Origin of the sequence: Stenotrophomonas sp. 610A2, assembly GCF_030549615.1 — a bacterium.
Lineage (GTDB): Bacteria > Pseudomonadota > Gammaproteobacteria > Xanthomonadales > Xanthomonadaceae > Stenotrophomonas > Stenotrophomonas pigmentata.
The window spans coordinates 3,620,381-3,644,506 of record NZ_CP130832.1 but is presented as its reverse complement, the minus strand read 5'-3'; the positions used below and the strand labels follow the sequence as shown (position 1 = coordinate 3,644,506).

18 protein-coding genes and 1 riboswitch are annotated in these 24,126 nt (G+C 63.4%); of the genes, 7 read left to right on the top strand and 11 right to left on the bottom strand.

The annotated features are described in order from the left end of the window. Nucleotides 1–10: 10 nt before the first annotated feature. Genes Q5Z11_RS16265 through Q5Z11_RS16215 form a run of 11 tightly spaced genes read right to left on the bottom strand, consistent with a single transcriptional unit; the run spans nt 11 to nt 11,670 of the window. On the bottom strand, nt 11–1,267 hold the full coding sequence (locus Q5Z11_RS16265) for a type II secretion system F family protein (RefSeq protein ID WP_303747352.1): 1,257 nt from the start codon (nt 1,265–1,267) through the stop codon (nt 11–13). Continuing rightward, nucleotides 1,264–2,979: a GspE/PulE family protein gene (locus tag Q5Z11_RS16260; protein WP_303747351.1), complete on the bottom strand. Its 1,716-nt coding sequence runs from the start codon at nt 2,977–2,979 to the stop codon at nt 1,264–1,266. Before Q5Z11_RS16260 ends, Q5Z11_RS16265 begins: the two co-directional genes overlap by 4 nt. Then, the gene (locus Q5Z11_RS16255) at nt 2,966–4,399 is read right to left on the bottom strand and encodes an ExeA family protein (protein WP_303747350.1); all 1,434 of its coding nucleotides are present in this window, start codon (nt 4,397–4,399) and stop codon (nt 2,966–2,968) included. Before Q5Z11_RS16255 ends, Q5Z11_RS16260 begins: the two co-directional genes overlap by 14 nt. Then, entirely contained in the window at nt 4,396–5,295 is a 900-nt protein-coding gene (locus tag Q5Z11_RS16250) for a tetratricopeptide repeat protein (protein WP_303747349.1), read from the bottom strand. The genes Q5Z11_RS16255 and Q5Z11_RS16250 overlap by 4 nt, the downstream gene beginning before the upstream one ends. Then, complete coding sequence (gene mshL / locus Q5Z11_RS16245) at nt 5,292–7,001, bottom strand: pilus (MSHA type) biogenesis protein MshL (protein ID WP_303747348.1); 1,710 nt, start codon at nt 6,999–7,001, stop codon at nt 5,292–5,294. Before mshL ends, Q5Z11_RS16250 begins: the two co-directional genes overlap by 4 nt. Before the next feature lie 45 nt (nt 7,002–7,046). Then, nucleotides 7,047–7,760, bottom strand: coding sequence for a prepilin-type N-terminal cleavage/methylation domain-containing protein (locus Q5Z11_RS16240; protein ID WP_303747347.1), 714 nt, complete (start codon nt 7,758–7,760; stop codon nt 7,047–7,049). 33 nt (nt 7,761–7,793) lie between these two features. Further along, entirely contained in the window at nt 7,794–8,393 is a 600-nt protein-coding gene (locus Q5Z11_RS16235; RefSeq protein ID WP_303747346.1) for a hypothetical protein, read from the bottom strand. Continuing rightward, nucleotides 8,390–8,884, bottom strand: a complete 495-nt coding sequence (locus Q5Z11_RS16230; protein WP_303747345.1) for a hypothetical protein — start codon at nt 8,882–8,884, stop codon at nt 8,390–8,392. Before Q5Z11_RS16230 ends, Q5Z11_RS16235 begins: the two co-directional genes overlap by 4 nt. Next, on the bottom strand, nt 8,881–10,254 hold the full coding sequence (locus tag Q5Z11_RS16225) for a hypothetical protein (RefSeq protein WP_303747344.1): 1,374 nt from the start codon (nt 10,252–10,254) through the stop codon (nt 8,881–8,883). Before Q5Z11_RS16225 ends, Q5Z11_RS16230 begins: the two co-directional genes overlap by 4 nt. After that, complete coding sequence (locus tag Q5Z11_RS16220; protein WP_303747343.1) at nt 10,251–10,844, bottom strand: hypothetical protein; 594 nt, start codon at nt 10,842–10,844, stop codon at nt 10,251–10,253. The genes Q5Z11_RS16225 and Q5Z11_RS16220 overlap by 4 nt, the downstream gene beginning before the upstream one ends. A 7-nt stretch (nt 10,845–10,851) precedes the next feature. Next, nucleotides 10,852–11,670: a prepilin-type N-terminal cleavage/methylation domain-containing protein gene (locus tag Q5Z11_RS16215; protein WP_303747342.1), complete on the bottom strand. Its 819-nt coding sequence runs from the start codon at nt 11,668–11,670 to the stop codon at nt 10,852–10,854. Between the two features lie 163 nt (nt 11,671–11,833). Between Q5Z11_RS16215 and ggt the strand changes: the two genes are divergently transcribed. The 7 genes from ggt (at nt 11,834) to Q5Z11_RS16180 (ending at nt 23,905) form a co-directional block, all read left to right on the top strand. Next, nucleotides 11,834–13,537, top strand: coding sequence for a gamma-glutamyltransferase (gene ggt / locus Q5Z11_RS16210; protein WP_303747341.1), 1,704 nt, complete (start codon nt 11,834–11,836; stop codon nt 13,535–13,537). A 322-nt stretch (nt 13,538–13,859) separates the two neighbouring features. Beyond that, nucleotides 13,860–13,961, top strand: a riboswitch (TPP riboswitch). Between the two features lie 116 nt (nt 13,962–14,077). After that, a complete protein-coding gene (gene thiC / locus Q5Z11_RS16205) occupies nt 14,078–15,952 on the top strand; it encodes a phosphomethylpyrimidine synthase ThiC (RefSeq protein WP_303747340.1) in 1,875 nt (624 codons plus the stop codon). Nucleotides 15,953–16,117: 165 nt separating this feature from the next. Beyond that, on the top strand, nt 16,118–16,675 hold the full coding sequence (locus tag Q5Z11_RS16200; protein ID WP_303747339.1) for a DUF4136 domain-containing protein: 558 nt from the start codon (nt 16,118–16,120) through the stop codon (nt 16,673–16,675). Nucleotides 16,676–16,744: 69 nt separating this feature from the next. Beyond that, on the top strand, nt 16,745–17,422 hold the full coding sequence (locus tag Q5Z11_RS16195) for an ion channel (protein ID WP_303747338.1): 678 nt from the start codon (nt 16,745–16,747) through the stop codon (nt 17,420–17,422). 241 nt (nt 17,423–17,663) lie between these two features. Next, nucleotides 17,664–19,943 (top strand): winged helix-turn-helix domain-containing protein, encoded by a 2,280-nt coding sequence (locus Q5Z11_RS16190; protein WP_303747337.1) that lies wholly within the window; start codon nt 17,664–17,666, stop codon nt 19,941–19,943. A 133-nt stretch (nt 19,944–20,076) separates the two neighbouring features. After that, nucleotides 20,077–20,979, top strand: coding sequence for a helix-turn-helix transcriptional regulator (locus tag Q5Z11_RS16185; RefSeq protein WP_303747336.1), 903 nt, complete (start codon nt 20,077–20,079; stop codon nt 20,977–20,979). A 61-nt stretch (nt 20,980–21,040) separates the two neighbouring features. Next, complete coding sequence (locus Q5Z11_RS16180) at nt 21,041–23,905, top strand: TonB-dependent receptor domain-containing protein (protein ID WP_303747335.1); 2,865 nt, start codon at nt 21,041–21,043, stop codon at nt 23,903–23,905. The last annotated feature ends 221 nt before the right edge of the window (nt 23,906–24,126 follow it).

Below are 24,126 nucleotides of genomic sequence, written 5' to 3'. Positions count from 1 at the left end.
GAATCCTTGCTTACATATGGGGCGCGGTGATCGCCTGCTGCACCAGGTCATAGACCGGCAGCAGCAAGGCCACGATCAGGAACACGAACATGCCGCCGGCGAACAGCACGACCACCGGCTTGATGATTTCCGACAGGTTGGTGATCAACCGTTGCAGGCGCAGGCTGTATTCCTCGGAAAGCCGCGCGAACTGCGAGTCCAGGGTGCCGGTGTCCTCGCCGACGCCGATCATGCGCACCATCATCGAAGGGAAGCCGCCGACCTGGCGCATCGCAGCGGAGACGCGGTCGCCGCGCTCAAGTACCTGGCGGATGGCGATGATGCGGTCGCGGTAGTACTCATCCTGCATCGCCCGCTCCATCACCTGCAGGCTGCTGACCATGTCCACGCCAGCGCGTATCAACAAGGCCATGTATTCGGTGAAGAAGGCTAGGCCCGACGAATACATGATGGTCTTGGCGATTGGCAGCTTGTGCAGGGTGTAATGCATGGCGCGGCGGAACGGCCGCGAATGGCGCCAGGTGACCCATAGCGCGAACGCGGCCACTACCATGCCGACCGCGATCCAGCTGAAGTGGCCGATCAGCCACTCCGACCCCTTCATCACCGCAATGGTGAGCGGCGGCAGCTTGGCGTTCATCTGCTTGAAAAGATCGGACAGGTTCGGGATCACGTAGTAGATCCAGAAGCCGCCCGCGGCGAAGATCGCCGAGAAAACGAAGGCTGGGTAAATCAGCGCCTGGCGGGTATCGGCAGTCATCTTGGAGATGCGCTCGACGTGGTCGGCGGCTTCCTTCAGCATGCGGTCCATCGAGCCGGTTTCATCACCGATCATCACCAGGTTGCGCACGGTTTCCGGGAATGCATCCGGGTAGCGGGCGAATGCTTCGCTGAAGGTAGCGCCGGCGTCGAGCTCTTCCAGCAGGCGCCGGGCAAGCTTGGCCGGATTGGAGGTTGGCCCGCTGCCGACTTCGTTGGCAACCGCGCGCAGTGCTTCCATCACCGGGATGCCGCTGCTGGTCATCACCGCCAGGTCGCGCAGCATGCCGGCCAGCTCCACCGGCTTGATGGTGGGCTTGAACAGGTGCGACAACGATCGCTGCGTCTCCGCCAGCCAACCCGGTAGCCGGTACAAGGTCAGCACGACCGCGTCGAAGTTCTTCTCCAGCCACATCCGTGCCGAGGCGTCGCGTTCCACCGACAATTGGGTGACGCCGCTGCGCACGCGGCCGCTGTTCAGCAGCAGGCGGTAGTAGTAGACGTTCATGGGTTGGGACCCACGCCGACCACGCGCAGGATTTCCTCGCTGGTGGTCTGGCCGGCGATGACGCGCCGCTGCGAGATCTGCTCGATCCCACGGAAGCCGGCATTCATCGCGAGATTGCGCACGGTCTCACGGCTGGCATCGTCGGAAATGCCGTTGGCCAGCGGTTCGTCGACAATCATGATGTCGTACACCGGCAGGCGCCCGTAGTAGCCGCTGCCACGGCAGCGATCACAGCCAACGCCGCGCCGCCCGCAGCTGCCGGGTGGCAGGTTCATCCAGGTGAGCTCGGCATCACTGAATGGCACCTCGACGCTGCAGAACATGCAGTTCTGGCGAACCAGGCGCTGGTTGACCACGGCCAGCAGGTTGTCGGCGATGACCTGCGCTTCGAGGCCGAGCGGGCGCAGTCGTGGCACCACGCCGAACACGCTGGTGACGTGCAGGGTGGACAGCACAAGGTGACCGGTTGCAGCGGCTTCGAGTGCGGCCTGCGCGGTTTCTGCGTCACGCATTTCGCCGAGCAGGATCACGTCCGGATCGTGGCGCAGGAAGTGACGGAGGGCGGAGCCGAATTCGTAGCCTGCGCGGCGGTTGACCTCGGTCTGGCCGGCACCGGGCACGCGGTACTCGATAGGGTCCTCGACGGTCAGCACATTGCGCTCGATCAACGACTGCATGCGCAGCGCGGCGTGCAGCGAGGAGCTTTTGCCGGAGCCGGTCGGACCAGTGATCAGGATCAGCCCGGCCGGCCGCGAGAACAGGCGCTCCAGGGCGGCGACGTCTTCCGGGAAGAAGCCCATTTCCTCCAGCCCGGCAAGATCGCTGTGCTCGGGCAGCAGACGCATCACGGTGCGTTCGCCGGAGTCGGTGATCAGGGTCGACACACGCACCGTTATCGGTGAGTCGAGCACGGTGGCTCGGAAGCTGCCGTCCTGCGGGCGGCGCTGCTCGGAGATGTCCATCTCCGCCGCCAGCTTGATGTAGCCAAGCAGGCGGCTGAGCGAGTTGGGCATGGCCCACATCGGCCGCAGCACGCCATCGATACGGAACAGTACATGCAGGCTGTGCTCGGACGGCGCGATGTGGATGTCGGTGGTGCGCTCGCGGATGGCCAGGTGCAACAGGTAGTCGAGCAGCTTTTCCGGGCTGTAGGCATGGTCGTTGTCGACGGCCAGGCGCCGGATTTCCTTCTCCAGCAGGGTCTCGATCGGATTCTGGGCGAAGTAATAGGTCTGCCGGATCAGCCGCGCCACCTTGCCGTATTCGCCCTGGAAGAAGCGGCAGCGCAGGCCACAGCGCTGCAGCACCAGCTGCTGCACGGCCGCCTGGTCGGCATCGCCGAGCAGCACTTCCAGCTGGTCGCCACTGCGCCGCAGCGGCAGGAACTGGCGCAGCTGGCACAGCTCGCGGTTGAACATGGCCAGCACCTGCGGGTCGGGCACGGGCAGGGTGTCGACCTGCGCATACTCCATGTTCTCCAGCTCGGCCTGGGTGCGGACGATATCCGATTCGTTGGCCAGACCATGGCGGATCAGCAGGCGACCGAAACTGGTCTGCTCGACCAGGTTCTTCTGCCGCGCGTACAGCAGTTGGATTGGATCGAGCAGGCCGCGCTCGTTGAGCACGACACCCAGCTTGGCCTGCTCAAGACTGACCAGCCCCTGGGTGTTGTTGGCCGAAGCCGAAGGAATGCGCGAGTCAGCCGTTGTCATGGGGCAGGGATTCCGTGGTTCTGGAAAGGGGAGTTGGGTTGCTCGCGCGGTCCTGCAGCAAGCGCAGCGTCAGCGGATCTACCTGCCCGCTGGGCGGCAAGCCGGTGTCCTGCTGGAAGCGCGCCAGGGCGCGTTGGGTCAGGCGGCCGAACTGGCCATCGATGGCACCGTCGTAATGCCCGAGCGCGGTCAACTGCTGCTGCAGCTGCTGCAACGCGCCCTCGACGGATGCAGGATCTTCAAATCGACGTGCATCGGGCGGGGGATTCCACGCGATCTCCCAAGCGCCGTTGCGCTGTTGGCGGCACACATCACTGGCATTTCCCAGGGCAAGTGCTGCTCGCTCGGAGACTGTGTCGTGGCGTTGTCGGGGGGTTGCGTTGCGGCGCAGGCAGGCAGCCCAGGATTCGCGAGCTGCGCTCGCTGCAGCGGCCGGTGTCGATGTCACAGCGTTGCTGGCGACAGTTCCGTGGCTGCTGTCGGCGCGGGATTCGTTGCTGCCGATCAGCAGGCCGGTCAGGCCGAGGGCACTGGCAAGCAGCACGCTGGCGGCGATGGCCATGCGGTTGCGGGTCGTGTCGCGGCGGGCGGGATGCACGCCGGACTGCGCCGCGGCACTGCGGACCAGCCGGGTGTCGATCTGTCGTTGTCCTTGCGGCAGCGCGTACAGGCCGTACAGGCAGCGGTCCATGATCAGGTGGATGCGGCGCGGGTTGCCCTTGCTGCAGCGGTGCAGGGCAACGGCGGCGGCTGGCTGCACACTGATGTTCTTGGCAGCACCGGCGGCGGCCAGGCGGAAGTCCACATAGGCGCGGGTCTGTTGCAGGTCCAGCGGTTCCAGCCGCACGTGCTTGCAGATGCGGCTGGTCAGCTGGCGGATCTGCGGCTGGTCGAGGTTGTCGCGCAGTTCCGGTTGCCCGGACAGCACGATCTGCAGCAGCTTTTCCTGCCCGGTCTCCAGGCTGGTCAATAGTCGCACCAGCTCCAGGCTGGCAAGCGTCAGGTTCTGCGCATCGTCGATGATCAGCACGCAGGTGGTGCGGTCCTGCCAACGGCTGATCAGGAAGCGATTGAGTATCTCGATGTCGTTGGCGGCGTTGCCCTTCGGGGTCAGGCCGAAATCACGCAGGATCGCCGCCAGCAGGTCATCGCCCTGCAGGAAGGTGTTGAACACCAGCGAGACCACGATGCCATCGGTCTCCAGCTGGCCCAGCAGGCGACGCAGGAAAGTGCTCTTGCCGGTGCCCACTTCGCCGGTCAGCAGCACGAAGCCGGTACGCGTGCGCAAGGCGTGCGCGGCCTCGACCAGCTCGCCTTCCAGCATCGGCGTTGCGTAGTAGGAGGCAGCGTCGGGCGTTGGCGGGAACGGCGAGCGTTCCAGTCCCAGCGTCTGCAGGTGTCGGGCCAGTGCCGGGTTCATTGCCGCACCGTCTCCAGTTCGGCCTGCGCACGGCTGACCATCTGCGAGCCGCTGTTGCGTGCAGCCAACCTGGCCAGGCGCTCCCTGGCTTCGTTGACGTCGCCACGGCGGGCATCGATCAAGGCCAGGTTCACCCCGGCGTATTCGTCGTCGGGAACGCGTTGCAGGATGGCGCGGTAGTAACGTTCGGCGCCTTCAATGTCGTTGCCACCGTGTGCCGCCCATGCCCGTGCGCGCAGCAAGGTGAGGCTGTCGGCGGGAAGCAGTTTCTGCAGTTCATCCAAGCTCGCGTCGCGCACCGCGATGTCGCCACCGGCGACGGCGGCCTGCAGCCGCGACATGGCGGTCCTGACCTGTGCCGGATCTGGTTCATCGCCGGCCGTTGGTGTGGCTGCCTTGGCCACGGATTTCTGCGCCGCAGGTGCCTCGCTGACACTGATCTGCAGCTGTGGTGCCGCGGTGCGAGCTGCTTCCGGCTGGCTTGCTACCGGGCTGGCCGTGCTGGCGGGCGCAACCGCGACGGCGTCGGGTGGCGCAACGGTGTTTTCGCGTTTCGCCAGGACGATAGGAGGCAACATGGCAACCACGGGCGCTGGCGTGGAGGTCGGGCTTGCCGTTGTCGTGCTTGCAAAAGCTACATCTGGCGCTGCAACGGAAGCTGCTGGCTCTACAACATGCTGGGCTGATGGCGGTGCGCTCACTGCCTGTTGCACCGCTTGTTGCCCGCCACCGCTGCGCGCGATCAGGTAGCCGGTGGGGCCAGCCAACACGACGCCCAGCAGCAACCACATGCCATGCCGCGGCAGACGCGGCCACGTACCATTGCGTGCAGGATGCGTGTCGACGGCCGGCGAGGATTCGCCGGCCCCGCGCAGGGCGTCGTGGATCAGGCTCACAGCACTTTCACCCGCAACACCACCACCAGCTCACGGGTGTTGTGGGTCTTGGCGCGTGAACCGAACAGGCGGCCGAATACCGGCACGTCGGAAACACCAGGTATGCCCTGGTCATCCATCGACGAGTTCTGGTCGATGAGCCCGCCGAGCAGCACGGTGTCACCGTCACGCAGGTTCAACGTGGTGGTGATGCCCTTGACGTTGATCTGCGGCAAGGTGACTGCGTTGCCATTGGGGAACTCCTGCAGCTTCAGGCTGCCCGGCTGCACTTCGGTCTGCATCGGGTGCACCAGCAGTTCCACCGAGCCGTTCTCGTGGACCATCGGCGCCACGCCGATGACGACGCCGGAGAACAGGGAGTCGGTCTGGATGTCCGAGGAGGTGAAACCCGAACCGGTGCCAGAACCGCCGGAGAAGTTGGTGGTGGACTTGGTGACGTAGCGGATGTTGGTGCCCACGCTCAGGTAGGCCGGGCTGCCATTGCGCACGCGCACGCTGGGGTTGGACAGCACCTTCACGTTGCCGAAGCCGCGCAGCACATTGACCGCGGCGGAGAACGTGTCGTTCATGTAGCTCAGGCCGAGCGCACGACCAGCGACCGAGCCCAGCGTCTGGTTCGGGAACACGATGGTGCGGCCCTGCTCACCGAGCCGGTTCATTGTGCTGTAGGGCAGGCTGCTGTCCGGCACCGGCATGATGGTGGCCGGGGAATCGCCGTAAATGCCGGCAACGCGATTGCGCAGCAGGTTCCAGTCAACGCCGTAGTTGGAATTGTCGTTGAGCGAGACGTCCAGGATCTGTGCTTCCACCAGCACCTGCCGGCGCAGCTTCTTCTTGCTGTGTTCCAGCAGCTCTTCGATCGCGCGCACCTGCGAAGGACGGGCACGCACGTAAAGGGTGCCGCTGCCCGGGTCCAGGCTGTAACGCGCGGCTTCCGGTGCTGGCGGGCCGTTGGGATCGCGCGCGGCGGCGGTCTCGGCCTTGTCCTCGCCGAGGATGACCTTCAGCGCCGAATCCAGCTGCTTGTAAGGATCGCTTTCCTTGCCCATGCTGCCGGAGATGCTCAGGTCGCCCTTCAGCGACTGGCCACCGCCACCACCGCTGGCCTGCATGCCGGCGCCAAACACGTCGCCGCCCGAGGCGAGGTCCATCATCGTGACCGAGTTGAGCAGGTCCACGTTGAAGATGCGCTCGCTCATCTGCGACACCACCAGCGAGCCGCCGCGGACCTGGCCGTTGAGGTCGAAGGCATCCAGGATGTGGCGGTACACCTCGCGCGCGGAGACGTTGCGCAGGTGCAGGCTGGCGCGCTGCTTCTGCTGCAGCACCTTGGGGTCGACGATCAGGTTCATCTTCAATTCGTCGGCCAGTGCCCACAGCAGCTGGCCGACGTCGGCGTCGTACATGCTCAGGCTGACCACGCTGTTCTCCAGCGGGTCGTAGGCCGGCGCGATCGGGGCAGCGGGCGGCGGGGCAGGCGCGCGTTGCTCCACGTCCTCGAGCAGCTTGTCCTGGCGCGCTGCGAGTTTCGCGGATTCTTCGTTGATGGCCGTCCCGGTGCGCTCCAGTGCCTTGTACTCGGTCGGCGGCATGTCCATGGTGCTGCGCGGCGGCATGTTGGTGCAGGCTGCCAGCAACAGGCTGCCGGTGCTGACCGTCAGCAGCCGGGTGAGTGAGCGATGGCGCGGGTTGAGTCTGGAGTTCATGAAAGCGGCCCTGGATAGATGGTTCGTTTCGTAATGCGGCGGGATCTAGCGGGTGGAGTTGGTTATCCAGCCCAGGAGTTCTGCTGTGCTCTCGGCAACAACGACGTCGTCGCTGCCTGCATCGGCGCGATGTGCCGGCGATGCGACGCAGTTGCTGCCGGTGCCGAAGGCGATGTGTGGCGCTTCGAAATTACTGTTGTTGCCGGTCAGGTCGGTTGCTGGCGCGATGATGACGAACGCCGGATTGGCGCTGCTCGCGCCACTGCAACTGACGCTGCTGCCCTGCGCGCTTGACTGCACGTAGTACGGCGTACTGGTCTGCGCCGGCGCGGCGGCGGCAGCGGCCAAGGCGAGCATGAATCCACCGCTGCGCTCGGCATCAATCCCGTCACTGGCCGAGCGCGCAGGCGCGGTCAGGTTGCTGGTGTTGCTGATGTAGACGCCGTATTTCATCCGGTTGCGTTCCGGCGGCGGTGCGATGCCGACGGTCTCGTACGGGAACCAGCCACTGCCCTGCGTGCAGGGCGGCAGGGCTTCCCGGTAGGAACTGCTGCTGGCCGGGCAGGGCAGGCGTTTGTTGTTCAAGGCGAACGCGCGCACGGCATTGCGTGCCGCCTCGGCGTTGGCAATCGCTGCCCGTTGCTCGCGGAAGCGCTGGATGTTCTCCAGCCCCGAGGTGACGGCAAAGGTCAGCACGCCAAGCACGCCCACCACCACGCTGACCTCGATCAGGCTGTAGCCGCGTTGGCTGCCGGGCATGGGCGTAATGGGCGGGCTGGTGAAGGGCATGGTTCAGCGCCCGTTGCCTGTCGACTGCGCGGTCGGCACGCTGATGTCCAACCGCAGTTGCCCTTGCAGCTGTTGCAGCTCGGCAAGAATGGTCTGCAGGCGCTGGTTGCGTTCCGGTGTGCTCGGTTGCTGGTTGAGGTTGACGATCTCCAGCGACAGGTACTGCGCACGTTTGGCGATCGCGATGTTGCTGCGCAGCGCAGGCAGGTCGATTTCCTTCGGCAACTGGCCGCTGCGCTCCATTTCGTCGAGCTTGCGCAGCATGTCGTCGGCGGCAGCACCGCTACGTACGATCTGCTCGCGCATGGCAGCCACGGCCTCGGGCTGCAGCGCTGCAGGCACGCTGGCAGTGCCCGGGACAGCGGCTGCCGCAGGCGGCGCAACGGCGGCTGCCGAGGCAGGCGCATCCCATGGATAGGCCTCGCTGGGCGCTGTCATTGCCTGCGCTGGCTGCGTCGGCAGTGCCTGCGCGGTTTCTACCGGCGCAGCCTCTGTCTGCACGTTGTCCTGGTGGTTGCCGGTACCACGCAGTACCAGCACCAATACCAGTCCGGCGATGATTGCGCCGCTGGCAATCAGCAAGGGCTTGTTGCGCGGATTCACTTTCCGGCTCCGTTTGTATTGGAGATCAGCGCCGGCACGCGATAGGTCTGGTTGCCATGCACCGGATCATCGATGCGCACCCAGTCCGGACCGATCGCACGCACGCGTCCGCCTGTGCTGAGACGTTGCCCGGCACGCACCTGCTCGCCATTGACGAACGCCGTGCGGCTGCCAGCGGAAGTGAGTACCAGTGATACCGAGGGCGGTGGCAGCGCGGCTTCCACCACGTCGCTGGCCACCGGCCGTGGCGCTGCAACAGCGACCAGCGGTGCATCGCTTTGATAGACCTGCGCTTCGCCCAGTTGGACGATGGACTCGCGCATGCGTTTGTTGCGATCAACCGATGCGCGCAGCTCGGCCATTGCGGTGGTCTCTTCCGCGCCCTGGTTCTGCCGCAGTGCGGCCGGCTTGGTGATGACCATGCTGGCCAGCCAGCCGGTGACACCCAGCCAGACAAGCAGCGACAGCGCGGCGAAGTACTTCATTTTCATGGCGTGGCCCCCGTGTTCGCTACGGGCTCTTTCAGCAGGTAGGAGAAAAGATTGCTGGTGCCGACATTGCCGCCCTGTGGGTCAAGCGGGATCGGGTCGTAGCCGGCCTGACGCAGGCGCTCGATGAAGGTGGGCACCTGCATGCCGCCGCCTTGTGCAGGGTCTACCGCGCCATCGACACGCAGCGTAGGCCGCTCCAGCGCTGCAAAGGATTGCCCTGGTGCAGCGTTGACCTGGGGGGTCTCCATGCGCAGGCGCAGCACGCGGACCTGCCCATAAGCCGCGTCACGGACCTTGCTCAGGCCAGCGATGGGGTCGATGCCCTGCTGCAGGTTGTTGACCTTCTCGATGAAGGTATAGGTCTGCGGGAACTCGGCTGGTATCGCCTGGTCCTTGGCCAGGGCGCCGATACGCGCGTCCGTGGCCGATACAGACTCGCCGATGGTCGCGGCCTGGTCGTTCGCCTCGCTGGCGCTGAGCGTCCAGCGCGCACCGATCGAACCCAATGCGATGGCGAACACGATGGATGCGGCACTGGCCAGTGGCAACGCCCATTCCGCCATATACGCCAGGCGGCTGGCGGTGGGATTCACCGCGATGGTCGGTGATGCGCTTTTCGCCAGCCAGCCAATGCCGCTGCGGAACTGCGTACCGTTTTCGTCGCTGACGGTTTCGGTCGGGACCGCGTCCACCGCCATGCCGCTGCGCGCGGAGAACACTTCGCGCAGGCTGTCATCCAGCCACGGCTCACCGGCCGTCGGTGCAGGCACGAGTACCGAACACCAATGCGCGCGTTGTGGTTCGAGCTGCCTTTCATCGCCTTCCAGGTCATTGGCGATCTGCTCGGCCAAGGCACCGGAAGTCATGGCGAGGTCGCCTGCATCGTCGCTATAGGCCAGCGACGAGCGGTAGATCATGGTGTGCTTGAGCAGCGCAAGCGCGGTGATCTGCCGGCCCGAGTGGTAGATCAGTACATCGCCGGCCTTGAGCTTGCTCCATAGCAGCGAGGTGATCGGGATCAGCAGGCAGTGGTCGGGTTGCGCCTCCGCCCATGCATAGGTCTGCTGCCACAGGTCCAGCGGAGCGGCGGTGAACAGGGTTTGATAACCAGCGCCGACGGTGCGGGTCTTGTGGATCAGGATCTTGCTTTCGCTGTCGATCAGGCCATCGGCACGCAAGCGCTTTTCGATAAGCGCGACCGCATGGGCCGGGCTGCCCTCCAGCGAGACGACGCTGCTGACGCCACCTTCGAAATCGGCGATGGCCAAGGCAGAACGCTGTGGGCGCGGACGGGTGTCGCTGCGGCTGACGCGGTCATTGTCGAAGACCAGCCAACTGCCTTGCTGCTGGATCAGAAGTTGGCGGCTCATGGGGCGGCTCCGCTGGCGGTGGCTGCTTCGACGGGGCGTGCAACAGCATTGGCATCCGCGGCGGCGTTGTTGCCGGGATCGAAGGCATTGGTGCGGAACATCACGCTGCCGCGGATGGTGACCGACAGCGGTGCCGGGATCCGGTCCAGCGCCGCCGGCACATCGAACAGACCTTCATCTGGATGGGTAACCGACAGCTCGAACGCCTCGGTGCCGGTGATGCGGCTGTTGGAACGCCCCAGCGCAGCGAGCAGGGTGGCTGCATCGCCACGGGTGAGCTGGGCCTGTTGCAGGCTGATCAGGCGTTCTCCCCAGCCATCGGGTTGCAGATTGGCGGCGGTGGCAGCCAATACCAGATCACGCGCCGAGCGCGCCTGTTCCACTTTCAGCTGCGCCTCCTGCTCGCGCACCTGGGCTTCGGACAGCGCCTGTTTGGCGTTGCCCAGGCGCCCGTAGGCGTCGGCAAGCGCGGAACGGGCACTGATGAACCATGTTGCCGTCGCCACCAGGGCGAACAGCGAGATGGCGAAAACGATCAGCGACGTGCGTCGTGATTGCCTCAGGCGGGCGAGCAGGTTGGGCGCTTTCATGGCGTGATTACTGGTTCATCTTGTAGTGGGCGGTCAGCGTCAGCACCTGCTCGGTGTCGGTGTTCTGACCTACCGTTGCGGCGCTGCCCTGGCCTGCACTTGCGGACTGGGTGTTGTTGCCTTCCCACTCTTCGCTGCCGGCGGTGGCACTGCTGTTGGCGGTGCTGTTGGCGGTACGCGCGGTGATGCCTGCCTGGCGGAAGGCGCCGGCCTTCGGATCGGACTTGCCGTCGACCATCTGGTCCAGCGAACGCGCCAGATCCGGGGTCAGGCCGGTAACGACCATGACGTTGCCCGAGCCCGAGCCGGTGCCCGGCGGATTCCACTGGAAGCAGACCTGCACTTCCTGCGGGTTGCCGTTGGTGTCCAGGTAGGCGTAGCGGTCCTCAAAACCATCGCCACGGCCAGGCGGCAAGGTGATGCCGGCCTTGCGCATGATGTCGCGCAGGTCGGTACCGGTTGCTGCCGGAGTGACGCCGGCAGGCAGGTTGCCCTGGCACAGCGCGCCCGGCGACTGCGTGTTGCTCATGTCGCCGCCGGAAATGGTAGCGCCCGATGCGACGCCGGTGCCGTGCTTGGCACCATTCACCATCAAGCGTGGTGCGGCCTGGTTGTCACCGACCGGGGCTCCGGTACGTTGGCTGTAGGTGTTGTAGGCGACCACCCACTGGTCCATGAATTTCTGCTTGATACGCGTGTACTCGGCGTTGCGCTGGACGTCACGGCCGATCATCACCGCACCGATGATCACGCCGATGATGACCAGCACCACGGCCATTTCGACCAGAGTGAAGCCGCCCTGGCGGCGCTTGGATCGCATTTGCATTGAAGAGCCCCTTGTGGAAGAACCTGTGTGCCCGGCGCGGATCTGCAGCGACGGGTGGTTTGTTTCAGCGGACTAGATACGGGGGCGGCGTAAGACCTGCGTAAGACGTGCGTAAGAGCGGTGGCTGGGCTATCGTCGCCAGGTCACTCAATTGGCCCTGCCCATGCTGCGTAATGTCCTGTTTCTAGCTTTGTTTGCGATGCCTGCTGCAGCGATTGCCGCAGACCGTGTTACCGGTCACGAATTCGCGACCCGTTCGGAAGTCATCGCGCCGCATGCGATGGCGGCAACCTCGCAGCCTTTGGCCACCCAGATCGCGCTGGACGTGATGAAAGGCGGCGGTTCGGCGATGGATGCCGCCATCGCTGCCAACGCCGCGCTGGGCTTGATGGAGCCGACCGGCAACGGCATTGGCGGTGATCTGTTCGCGATTGTCTGGGACCCGAAGGCGCAGAAGCTGTTCGGCTACAACGGTTCGGGCCGCTCGCCGCGCTCGCTGACACTTGCCGAGTTGCAACGCCGTGGTTTGAAGGAGATTCCTGCGACTGGACCACTGCCGGTGTCGGTGCCCGGCGCGGTCGATGGTTGGTTTGCCCTGCACGAACGCTTCGGCCGCAAGCCGATGGCCGAGAATCTTGCGCCGGCCATCGCCTATGCGCGCAATGGGCATCCGGTGTCCGAGGTGATTGCGTACTACTGGGACCGTTCGGTGCCCAAGCTGTCGCAGTACCCGGGCTTCAAGGAGCAGTTCACCATTGAAGGCCACGCGCCACGCAAGGGGCAGATGTGGCGCAACCCGAATCTCGCGGATACCTTGCAGCAGATTGCCGATGGCGGCCGCGATGCGTTCTACAAAGGCGCGATCGCACGCACTATTGGTGACTACTTCAAGGCCAATGGCGGCTACCTGAGCTACGAGGACATGGCCGCGCACCAGGGCGAGTGGGTGGAGCCGGTCAGCAGCAATTACCGTGGCTACGATGTGTGGGAGCTGCCGCCGAACAGCCAGGGCATTGCCGCGCTGCAGATCCTCAATGTGCTGGAGGGCTATGACTTCTCGAAGATTCCATTTGGCTCGCCCGAGCACATCCATCTGTTCGTCGAAGCCAAGAAGCTCGCCTTCGCCGACCGCGCCCGTTTCTATGCAGACCCGGCATTCTCGCCGGCACCGGTACAGCGGCTGATTTCCAAGGACTACGCAGCGCAGCGCCGCAGCCTGATCTCGATGGACAAGGCCTTGAAGGAAGTACAGCCGGGTACGCCAAGGCAGTTGGAGGAGGGCGACACCATCTACATGACCGTGGCTGACGCCGACGGCATGATGGTGTCGCTGATCCAGTCCAATTACCGTGGCATGGGCAGTGGCATGGCACCGCCGGGCTTGGGCTTCATCTTGCAGGACCGTGGCGAGATGTTCGTGCTGCAGAAAGATCATCCCAATGGCTATGCGCCGGGCAAGCGTCCCTTCCAGACCATCATTCCCGCCTTCATCACCAAGGATGGCAAACCGTTCGCCAGCTTCGGCGTGATGGGCGGTGCGATGCAGCCGCAGGGGCATGCGCAGATCGTTATGAACCTGGTCGACTTCGGCATGAACCTGCAGGAAGCCGGCGACGCACCGCGGATCCAGCATGAAGGCTCCACCGAACCGACCGGACAGGCCACGGCGATGCGCGATGGCGGAGAGATCAATCTGGAAACCGGCTTTGCGTACGAGACAGTGCGCAGTTTGATGCGCAAGGGGCATCGCGTGGTGTTTGCCGACGGCCCCTATGGTGGCTACCAGGCGATCATGCGCGACCCTGAGAGTGGGGTTTACTACGGGGCTTCGGAGAGTCGCAAGGATGGGCAGGCGGCGGGGTACTGATCTTCGCTTGCTGTGGTTCTGGCAGGGCGAAAGCCAGAGCCAGAGCCAGAGCCGGAGCGCCCCTCCCCAACCCTCCCCTTCGCTGCGCGAAAGGGAGGGGGTGGCGGCTCCGTCCTCGTCTGGTAGATCGTCAGGAATGGCCCCCTCCCTTTCGCATGGCGAAGGGGAGGGCTGGGGACGGGTAGCTCTTGGCAGTTGATCAGCAGCGGAAACAAATCAGCAACATCAGCCAGTGCAATCAATCCTGACGCTCCGATCACCCAACCACGGGGCAATGGGAGTATTCGCCTCTGTGCGCATCCCCAAAGCTGTGGTCTAATCCCGCCCGAAGCGGGGGTACCGCGGCCATTGGGCCGCGGTTGAGACATACCCTTCGAACCTGATCCGGTTAATACCGGCGTAGGGAAGCTTCGTGTGCCACCGCTCGCTGTGCCCTCAATAGGCAAGCACCACGTGGCGTGCGCCTTCGCTTCGTTCCGTCATGCGAATCCCTCGCATGGCCTTCGCACCTCGCGTGTGGATAGACCAGGACGAATGCCAATGAACGCACAGCCCAGCCTGCAGCAGCAGGCCCAGCAACTCTCCGAATCCGTGACCCGGCCAATTCCCGGTTCGCGCAAGATATTCGTCGCTGGCTCGCAGCCCGATCTGCAGGTACCGATGCGTGAGATCGCGCTGACCCGCACACCAACCCTGTTTGGCGGCGAGGAGAATCAGCCCGTCACCGTCTACGACACCTCCGGTCCCTATACCGATCCGAATGCCAACATCGATCTGGCCGCGGGCCTGGCGGCGGTGCGTGCGCGCTGGATCGAGGCGCGTGGTGATACCGAACAGCTGCAGGGCTTGAGTTCGCAGTTCGGGCGTGGCCGACAGCACGATCGCAAACTCGACGCGGTGCGTTTCCCGGGCCGTACCTTGCCACGCAGGGCGGTTGCCGGCGCCAACGTGACCCAGATGCATTACGCGCGGCGCGGCATCGTTACCCCGGAGATGGAGTACGTCGCCATCCGCGAGAACCAGCGGCTGGAAGTGGTGCGTGACGCCGGGTTGCGTGCACAGCATCCCGGGCAGAGTTTCGGTGCCAACATCCAGCAGATCATCACCCCGGAGTTCGTGCGCGATGAGATTGCGCGCGGTCGCGCGGTATTGCCGAACAACATCAATCATCCGGAGAGCGAGCCGATGATCATCGGCCGCAACTTCCTGACCAAGATCAACGCCAACATCGGCAACAGCGCGGTTTCTTCCGGTATCGCCGAGGAAGTGGAGAAGCTGGTGTGGGCGATCCGTTGGGGTGGCGACACGGTGATGGATCTGTCCACCGGCAAGCACATCCATGAAACCCGTGAATGGATCGTGCGCAATTCGCCGGTGCCGATTGGTACGGTGCCGATCTACCAGGCGCTGGAGAAGGTGGACGGGCGTGCCGAAGAGCTCAATTGGGAGATCTTCCGCGACACCCTGATCGAACAGGCCGAGCAGGGCGTGGATTACTTCACCATCCATGCAGGCGTGCTGCTGCGGCATGTGCCGCTGACCGCGAAGCGCGTTACCGGCATCGTGTCGCGTGGCGGCTCGATCATGGCCAAGTGGTGTCTGGCGCATCACAAGGAAAACTTCCTCTATACGCGCTTCGAGGATATCTGCGACATCATGAAGGCCTACGACGTGTCCTTCAGTCTCGGTGACGGCCTGCGACCGGGTTGCATCGCCGATGCCAATGACGCGGCGCAGTTCGGTGAGCTGGAGGCGCTAGGTGAGTTGACGAAGATCGCCTGGAAGCACGACGTGCAGACCATCATCGAAGGGCCCGGCCACGTGCCGATGCAGCTGATCAAGCAGAACATGGACAAGCAGCTGCAGGAATGCGGTGAGGCACCGTTCTATACCTTGGGGCCGCTGACCACCGATATCGCGCCTGGCTACGATCACATCACCAGTGCGATTGGTGCCGCGATGATTGGCTGGTATGGCACCGCGATGCTCTGCTACGTGACACCAAAGGAACACCTGGGTCTGCCGAACCGACAGGACGTACGTGACGGCATCATGGCCTACAAGATCGCTGCGCATGCCGCCGATCTGGCCAAGGGCCATCCGGGCGCGCAGGTCCGCGACAATGCACTGAGCAAGGCACGCTTCGAGTTCCGTTGGGAAGACCAGTTCAACCTTGGTCTGGATCCGGAGAAGGCCAAGGAATTCCACGATGAGACCCTGCCCAAGGATGCGCACAAGCTGGCCCATTTCTGTTCGATGTGCGGCCCGCACTTCTGCTCGATGAAGATCACCCAGGACGTGCGTGAGTACGCCGCTGAGCAGGGCGTGGAGGAAGCGCAGGCGCTGGCGGCGGGCATGGCCGAGAAGTCGGCGCAGTTCCGTGAGCAAGGCGCGCAGGTGTATCGCGTCGAATAGACCGGGTGGAGTCAACCGGGTCGAGCTATCCAGGAGCAGGGACGGGGCATCCGTAGTGATGCCCCATTGGGGTTTGACGCCAGGATCGGCACGGACGTGCTAGCGTGCGCTCGTCCATATCGGGGGTTGGCCATGAAACTTCGCTTTGTTTCCTTGCTTCTCGTCTTGTCCTCGCTGCTCCTGCTGGGCGCCTGCGCCAGCACGCCGCGGGTCGCCAGCCAGGTCGACCCCACAGCCGACTTCTCGCGTTATCGCAGCTTTGCCTTCTTCAGCCCGCTGGCGTTGGAACAGCATGGCTATACCACCATCACCAGCAATCGCATCCGTGCGTCAGTGCGGACGCAGATGGAAGCGCGTGGCTATCGGTTCGATGAAGCCAATCCGGATCTGTGGGTGAACCTCAACGCCTACCTGCAGGACAAGACCCAGGTCACCACGATGCCGGAAGTGGATTACGACTATTACTACAGCTATCGCGCCCGCGGTTATGTTGCCGTGCCGTATTGGCGTGACCGCACCGACGTGCGCCAGTACACCGAGGGCACCTTGAACATCGACGTGGTGGATGCACGCGAGAAGCGCCTGGTCTGGGAAGGTGTCGCGGTAGGTACCGTGGGACGGATCAAGCCCGAGCAGCGCGGCGAGCGGATCGATGCGGCGGTTGCGGCCATCTTTGCCGACTACCCGTACCGCGCTGGCATGCCGGCAAATCCGGTTCCCTGATATCCCCGGCGATCAGGCGAGGGTGGGTATTCAACCGCAGCGTCTGCCATTGGCGGAGAAAGGACGCGTATGCAATCGCGCTTGAAGTGGATTGTGATGGCGCGCCGGCACCCTTCGGCGTGGTTGCTGGCGGTGCAGCTGCTCGGCGTGCTGTTGTATCCGGCGATGGAACAGACCCCGGCAGGGCGTGCGCTGTTCGGCATGTTCGGCATGGCGGTGCTGGGCCTGGCGGTGTGGGTGGTGCGGCGCAGCCCCTTGGGTATCTGGCTGGCCCTGACGCTGGCGATTCCGGCGGTGGTGTTCTCGATAGCCGGCGTTCTGCTTGAACGCTATTCGCTGATTGCCGTGGCGCAGGCGTTCGAGTGCCTGCTGTATTTCTACACCTCGTGCAGCCTGATCGCCTACATGCTGCAGGACCACAAGGTGAGCCGGGATGAGCTGTTTGCCGCCGGCGCTACTTTCACTTTGTTGGCGTGGGCATTTGCGTTCGCCTATTCAGTTTGCCAGCACATCTACCCGGGCAGTTTTGTGGCCACCAGCGAGGGCGATTTCAGGAGCTGGGTGGAGCTGCTTTATCTGAGCTTCAGCTTGTTGTCAGGGGTAGGCTTGAGTGATGTCGTGCCAGTGCATCCGCAGGCGCGCGCATTGGTGATGCTGGAGCAGTTTGCAGGCGTTATGTACGTTGCTTTGGTGGTTTCGCGGCTGGTTGGTTTGACCATTTACAAGGCCGAGAAAACTGAACGCTAGATAAAAAAATCGCGCCCTACGGCGCGAATCGTGCAGCTGATTATGTAATTACGTCGGCGAGAGAGGGCCTGATCTCTTCCACGTGCGGGCACGCGGGAGCGGGGTTAGAGTAATATTCGTTCCAGAAAAAACATTTGCTCTGTGCGTTGATGCCTTTTGCGGAATTTGGCGGCTTGTAGGGGTTTGAGTTCTATGAGCTGGACACAGGATGCGTGTCCGCCAGCGATTTTGATTGACCGCGATGGCACTGAATCTCACCGAAAAATCCAACCCTGATCGACTGCGCGTCGGTGAGTGTCTGGTAGTGCTTTCCTCGCGTGAGGTGGAGCTGCCAGGGACACGCAAAAACCAGCGCCTCACTCCCAAATCCGTGGGGGTGTTGTTGGCGCTTGCGCGCAGGCCGGGGCAGGTGGTGACGCGCGACGAATTGTTTGCTGAAGTCTGGCCGGACACCATGCCGACCAATGACGTGCTGACCCAGGCAGTCACGCAGTTGCGCAAGGCCTTCGCAGCCACTGAAACGGGCGACGGCACCAGCTATATCGAAACCATCGCCAAGACCGGCTATCGCTTGCTGGCGCCAGTGTCGTGGGAGGCGGAAGCGGAGACGCCTGCGTTTGAAGCGCCTGCCGCCATTGAAGCAGATGCTGTCACAGCGAATGTAGTGCCCGAGTCGGTGCAGGATGACGGGCGCATCAAGCGTCGGAAGATGCGCCGTGTGGCCCTGCTGGTTGTAGGCATCGTCCTGTTGCTCAGTACCTTGGTTATGGCATGGCTGCTGTGGGGACGTGACGCACCGTCGCCCGAGGATGCTGCGGTCGTCGAGGGCAATCGCGTGGTGGGTAGTCCAGCGCGACCCTACCGTCTCATCACCGCTACCGAAGGCGTCGAGGTGAATCCCTCGCTTTCGCCAGACGGTGCCTTGGTCGTGTTTGCGCGTGAGGAAGACAATCGCTCAAGCCTCTGGATACAAAGCGTTGGCAATGCTGTCGCAACGCCTTTGCTGAGCACGCCCGCGGGCGCATCCGATCGCTTCCCGGTATGGTCGCCCAACGGGCGCAGCGTCGCCTTCGCGCGATTCCTGCCGCAAGGTGATTGCGAAGTGTTGGTGGTGTCGGCGACCGGCACCGGGCTGCGCCGTGTCACCCGCTGTGATGGCACCGACATGCTCAGTTTTGACTGGGCACCGGATGGACAGAGCCTGCTGTTCGGCTCGATGACCGGGCGCTATGCCAGCCGCGGCATCCGCAGCTTGAACCTGGCATCCGGGCGCTGGTCATCGCTGCAGTACGAGATGGGCGCCGATGACTTCGACTATGCGCCGCGCTATTCGGCGGATGGCAAGAAGATCGGCTTCGTGCGTAATCCGCAGGTGGGCGACATGTGGATGATGGATGCCGACGGTGGCAACGCGCAGCGTTTGACCGACGAAGCGGCGGAAATACGCGGTTGGAGCTGGTTGGGCCCGGACGAAATGGTGTTCGGCCGCCGCATCGACAGCGAGTCGCGCCTGTACCGGCTGGATGTGGCGACGCGCCTGCTGCGAGATATGGGCATCGATAATGCGCAGAGCCCGGCGGTATCGCGCGGTGGTGGCAATCTTGCCTTCATGCGCAGCCAGTTGCAGTACGGCTTGTTCCGCATTCCGTTGGGTGTCAATGCAGGTGCGCCGCAGCGGTTGTTCGCTTCTTCGGCGCGTGATGGCCAGCCAATGGTTTCGCCGGATGGCGCGCAGTTGGCGTTTACCTCCGATCGTTCGGGCGCCTTCGCATTGTGGTGGGCGCGGTTGAATGAGCCAGCATCGCTGCAGATGATCGAGGGAATGCATCCGGAAGCCCGTCAGCCGATGGATTGGGCGACCGATGGACGCCAGCTGCTGGTGACCGGACGCGATTCCGACGGCATACCTGGCATTTATGAAGTGGCGCCCGAAGAAGGGCACTGGGTAAAGCTGGCGGTGCCGGTGCGTGAGCCGTTGCAAGCAGTCTATGGGCCTGCACCAAATACCTTGCTGGTGGTGGAGCGGGGCGATGACGAGCGCATGGCGCTGACCCTGTTCGACCGCAGCCAGCAGCCATGGAAACGACTGGCGTCACTGGATGGCGTGTCGCAGGTGCGTTATGACCGTGCCGGGCAGCGCATCCTGTTCACGCGTCTGGCCAGTGGAGGCCTTTGGCAGGCCGCGCCGGATCTGGCCGCGGACAGCGTGAAGCCGGTGCATGCCGAGTTGCCCAGCCGCTGGCGCTATCGCACCTGGGCTGTAGCGGCTAACGGTGCTGTCGAGTATCAGGACATCAGCCGTGACTGCAGCAGCCGTCTGACCGCCATCGCTGGCGATGGCAGCAGCCAGTGCCTGGACGCGACGCGCTTCAGTGCCGGCAATGGATTGAGCCTGGCGCCCGATGGCAGCGCGGTTTTCATCGCTTTGGCCACCGCTGATAACACCGATATCGGTGTGATGCGGGTTCCGCTGCGCGCGCCTCGGCGGGTGATGGGACTCGCTAAGTGGTTGTCACCGTAAGGAAAGTTTCCTTCGGAAGTTTTTCGTAGGAACCATCGGGAAGAATTCGGAGCATTCTCGCCAGACTTTCCTGACCATCGGCGCCAAAGTTGGCAAAACGTCAGCCCATTAAAGGCAAATGACGGTGTACGACATGCGGCAGGTTTCATGGGTGGATCGGGGGCAATCGGTTTCGTTCGAAAAGCAGGCCGAGGACGGCCCGCGTCCTGCCTGTGTCGGGGTCGCCCGGCTCGGTAGTCTGCAGACCTCTGGCACCGTGTTCACGGTGTGGCTGCAGCTGCGTGGCACCGCATGGGTGGAATCCAAGGAAGGCAAATTCCGTCTGCGCCAGCGCGAGTGGATCGCGTTTGAAAAGGAATCGCGTCCGTTGATCCAGGCTGGCCGCGACGGCATGTGCATTGGCATCAGTCTGGATACCGATGCGCTGCGCATGCTCGGCACCTTGGCCGACTGCAGCGTCTATACCGGTCGTGGCCGCATGAGCCTGGGCGAAGCGCGTCTGGCCCTGCGACTGTGGCGCGAAGCGCAGGCGCCGGGGGCGACCATTCACCAGCTGCGTCCGTTGTTGCTGCATCTTGCTTCCCTGCAGCGCGATCTCGCCGGCACCGTGCAGCGTTGCCCTGGCCGTTCGCGCATCCGCAAGCGCCAAGTGTTCGGCCGCATGCAGCGCGCACGCATGTACCTGGAAGGCAACAGCCATCGCGTCGTGCGCATTGGTGAATTGGCGGAACTGACCAACTTCTCCAGTTGGTATCTTTCCAAAACGTTCCAGAGTCTTTATGAAGAGAGTCCGCAGTCCTTGTCGGCGCGCCTGCGACTGGAACGCGCGGCGATGCTTCTGCGTGATACCGACATGATGATTGGTGAAGTGGCCTCTGCCAGCGGATTTGATAACTGTTGCAGCTTCGCGCGTGCGTTCCGTGCACGTTTCGGTGCCTCTGCAACGCAGTACCGCGAGATGCCTGTGGCATTGAAGCCAGATTCGGCAAAGTCTAAGGATGGCTCGCGCAAAACCAAGGCAGCAGTACGAACGTAACGTTCAGGGGTGTTTAACGCACCGCTAACTTTGTCGTTTGTTTTGCTCTTTGGAGAGATTGATGAAGCTTCGTAATTCTGCAGTGCGGTTGGGCTTGCTCCCGGCCGGCATTGCTATTGCCTTGACCCCCGCTTTTGCTTCGGCGCAGGAAGCTGCTGCCGGCGCGACCACCCTGGATCGCCTGGAAGTCACTGGCTCGCGCATCCGTTCGGCCAGCATGGAAACCGCGCAGCCGGTCATCGCGCTGCAGCGCGCTGACATCGAGAAGCAGGGTTTCACCAGCGTCGCCGACATCGTGCAGAACCTGGCAGCGACCGGTTCGCCGGCCATCAGCCGCGCCGATGCACTGACCTCGGGTGAAGAAGTCGGTGGTCAGTACGTTGACCTGCGCAATCTCGGCCCGGAGCGCACCCTTGTGCTGCTCGACGGCAAGCGCATGGGCTCCAGCACCGGTGGTTACACCGATCTGGCTTCCATCCCGACCTCGGTTGTCGAGCGTATTGAAGTCCTGACCGACGGCGCCTCGGCCATCTACGGTTCCGACGCCATTGCCGGCGTGATCAACATCATCACCCGCAAGAACTTCGATGGTCTGGAAGCCAGCGTCTACCGCGGCCAGTACGGTCAGGGCGACGGCGACAAGGAAACCTACAACTTCGTCTACGGCCAGACCGGTGAGCGTGGTTCGGTGACCTTCGGTGCCGAGTACAGCTCGGAGAAGCCGGTCGCAGCCAAGGATCGCCGCTTCAGCCGCACCGGCAATGGCCAGTGGCATCCGGTCCCGACTTCGGTTGATGAGGCCAATGGCTGGTCCGCAGCTACCAACAAGGGCATCCTGATCGACAAGGATGACAACTGGTACGTCAAGAACCAGGGCGCTGCAGGCAGCGATCTGGCTGATTTCCATGAGTTCGGCGTGGCCGACTATGGCAATCCCAGCGCGGAAATGTGGCTGCAGAACAAGTTGGAGCGTCGCTCGATTTTTGCCAACGGCAACTTCGATGTGACCGAGAACATCCGCGCCACCGCCAATGCCTTGTACACCAAGCGCACCGCGACTTCGCAGATTGCCGGCTATCCGTACCAGTCCGAGCGCTTCGATACCCCGATGTCGGCTGACAGCGCCTTCAATCCGCTGGGCGAAGAAGCTTCCTTCATCCGTCGTACCTCGGAAATGCCGCGTCAGACCGAGTCCGAGCAGGAGACCTTCCGCTTCAGCGCAGGCCTGGAAGGTGCGTTCGAGTTTGCTGATCGCTACTTCGACTGGGATGTGGGCTACGTCTACAACCAGAACAAGGGTGTGAAGACCGGCACCGGCGACCTGTTCACCCCGAACGTTGCCAATGCAGTCGGCCCGTCGTTCATCAAGGACGGCGTTGCCTATTGCGGTACCGAAAGCAAGGTGATTGCAGGTTGCACCCCGTGGAACCCGCTGTTGGGCTACGGTGAAACCGGCATTGGCGGCCTGACCGGCAACCAGGCACTGCAGGACTACCTGTTCCTGCCGAGCCACGACACCTACACCAACACCACCAAGGTGCTGAGCGCCAACCTGTCGGGTAGCGTGGTTACGCTGCCGGCTGGTGACCTGGCCTTTGCTGCTGGTTACGAGCACCGCGAGGAAAGCGGCAAGTACAGCCCGGATGCGATGCTGCAGTCGGGCCTGAGCACCAGCCTGGCTGGCGGCCCGACCCAGGGCAAGTACGAGCTGGATGAGTTCTACCTGGAAATGAACGTGCCGATTCTGGCCGACATGCCGTTCGCCAAGGAGCTTTCGCTCGACTTGGCTGGCCGCTACTCGGACTACAGCACCTTCGGTGACACGATCAACTCCAAGTTCGGCCTGAAGTGGAAGCCGATCGACGACCTGCTGGTTCGCGCAACCTATGCCACGGGCTTCCGTGCACCGAACATCTCCAACATGTACGGCGGTGTTTCGCAGACCTTCGACAGCTACACCGATCCGTGCGACAGCACCTTTGGTGCAGCAGTGCGTAATCCGTCGGTTGCTGCTGCCTGCCAGGCTGGCGGTCTTGCTTCCGACTTCCGTCAGATCACCTCTGGTGGCGCACTGTCCACCGGTCCGGGCACCCAGTCGTACAGCCCGTTCGAATCCGGTTCCAACCCCGAGCTGATGCCGGAAACCTCCAAGACCTGGACTGCCGGCCTGGTGTACAGCCCGAGCTATGTGCAGGGCCTGGACGTCAGTCTTGACTGGTGGAAGATCCGCATCAACAACGTGATCGCTGCTGAGTCGGTCACCTCGATCCTGAACCAGTGCTACGTGCTGGGCATCGATTCGGCTTGCGATCGCTTCACCCGTGGCACCTCGGGCCGTACCAACGGTCAGGTCATCGACGTGACCCGTACGCTGATCAACGGCGGCTACCAGGAAACCGCAGGTTTCGATCTGGGCATCAAGTACCGTCTGCCGGAGCTGGCAATCGGCAACTTCGTTGTCGACTGGAAGACGACCTACGTCGACTACCTCGAGTACAAGCGTGACAACGAAGCCGGCACCCCGACTGAGCAGTCGACCGGCTGGGAAGGCAACTTCCGCGTGCGTTCGAACCTGAATGTCGATTGGAGCTACGGCGACTTCGGCGTCAACTGGGGTGTGCGTTACTACTCCAGCATGAAGGAAGCCTGCAGCTACGACATGGACGGCGGCCCGGAATGCAACATGCCGGACTTCAACTCGCCGTACACCTTGGCGCAGCCGACCCATGAGCGTGGTTCGAACACCTTCCACGACGTGCAGGTTCGTTACAACGCTCCGTGGAAGGCAACGATCGCGCTGGGCGTGAACAACGTGTTCAACCACGAAGGCCCGGTCATGTACAGCCAGCCGAACTCGAGCTTCTCGTACTACGGTGGCTTCGACATCGGTCGTTTCATGTACATGAAGTACAGCCAGCGCTTCTGATCCATCGAAGCTCTGTGATGCATGACGAAGGGTGGGCCGCAAGGCCCACCCTTTTTGCTTTGTGCCTTGATCATTCGCGTAGCGCAGGCAAGCACGGCGCACCAGTAACGAGCGAGGTCGCGCGGGCTGCAAGGTGAGGCATGCCCGCCGCGCTCAGCGCACAGAAACAACAACGGCCGCGATGCGGCCGTTGTCATTCAATCCTGATCCTGTAGTGCAGC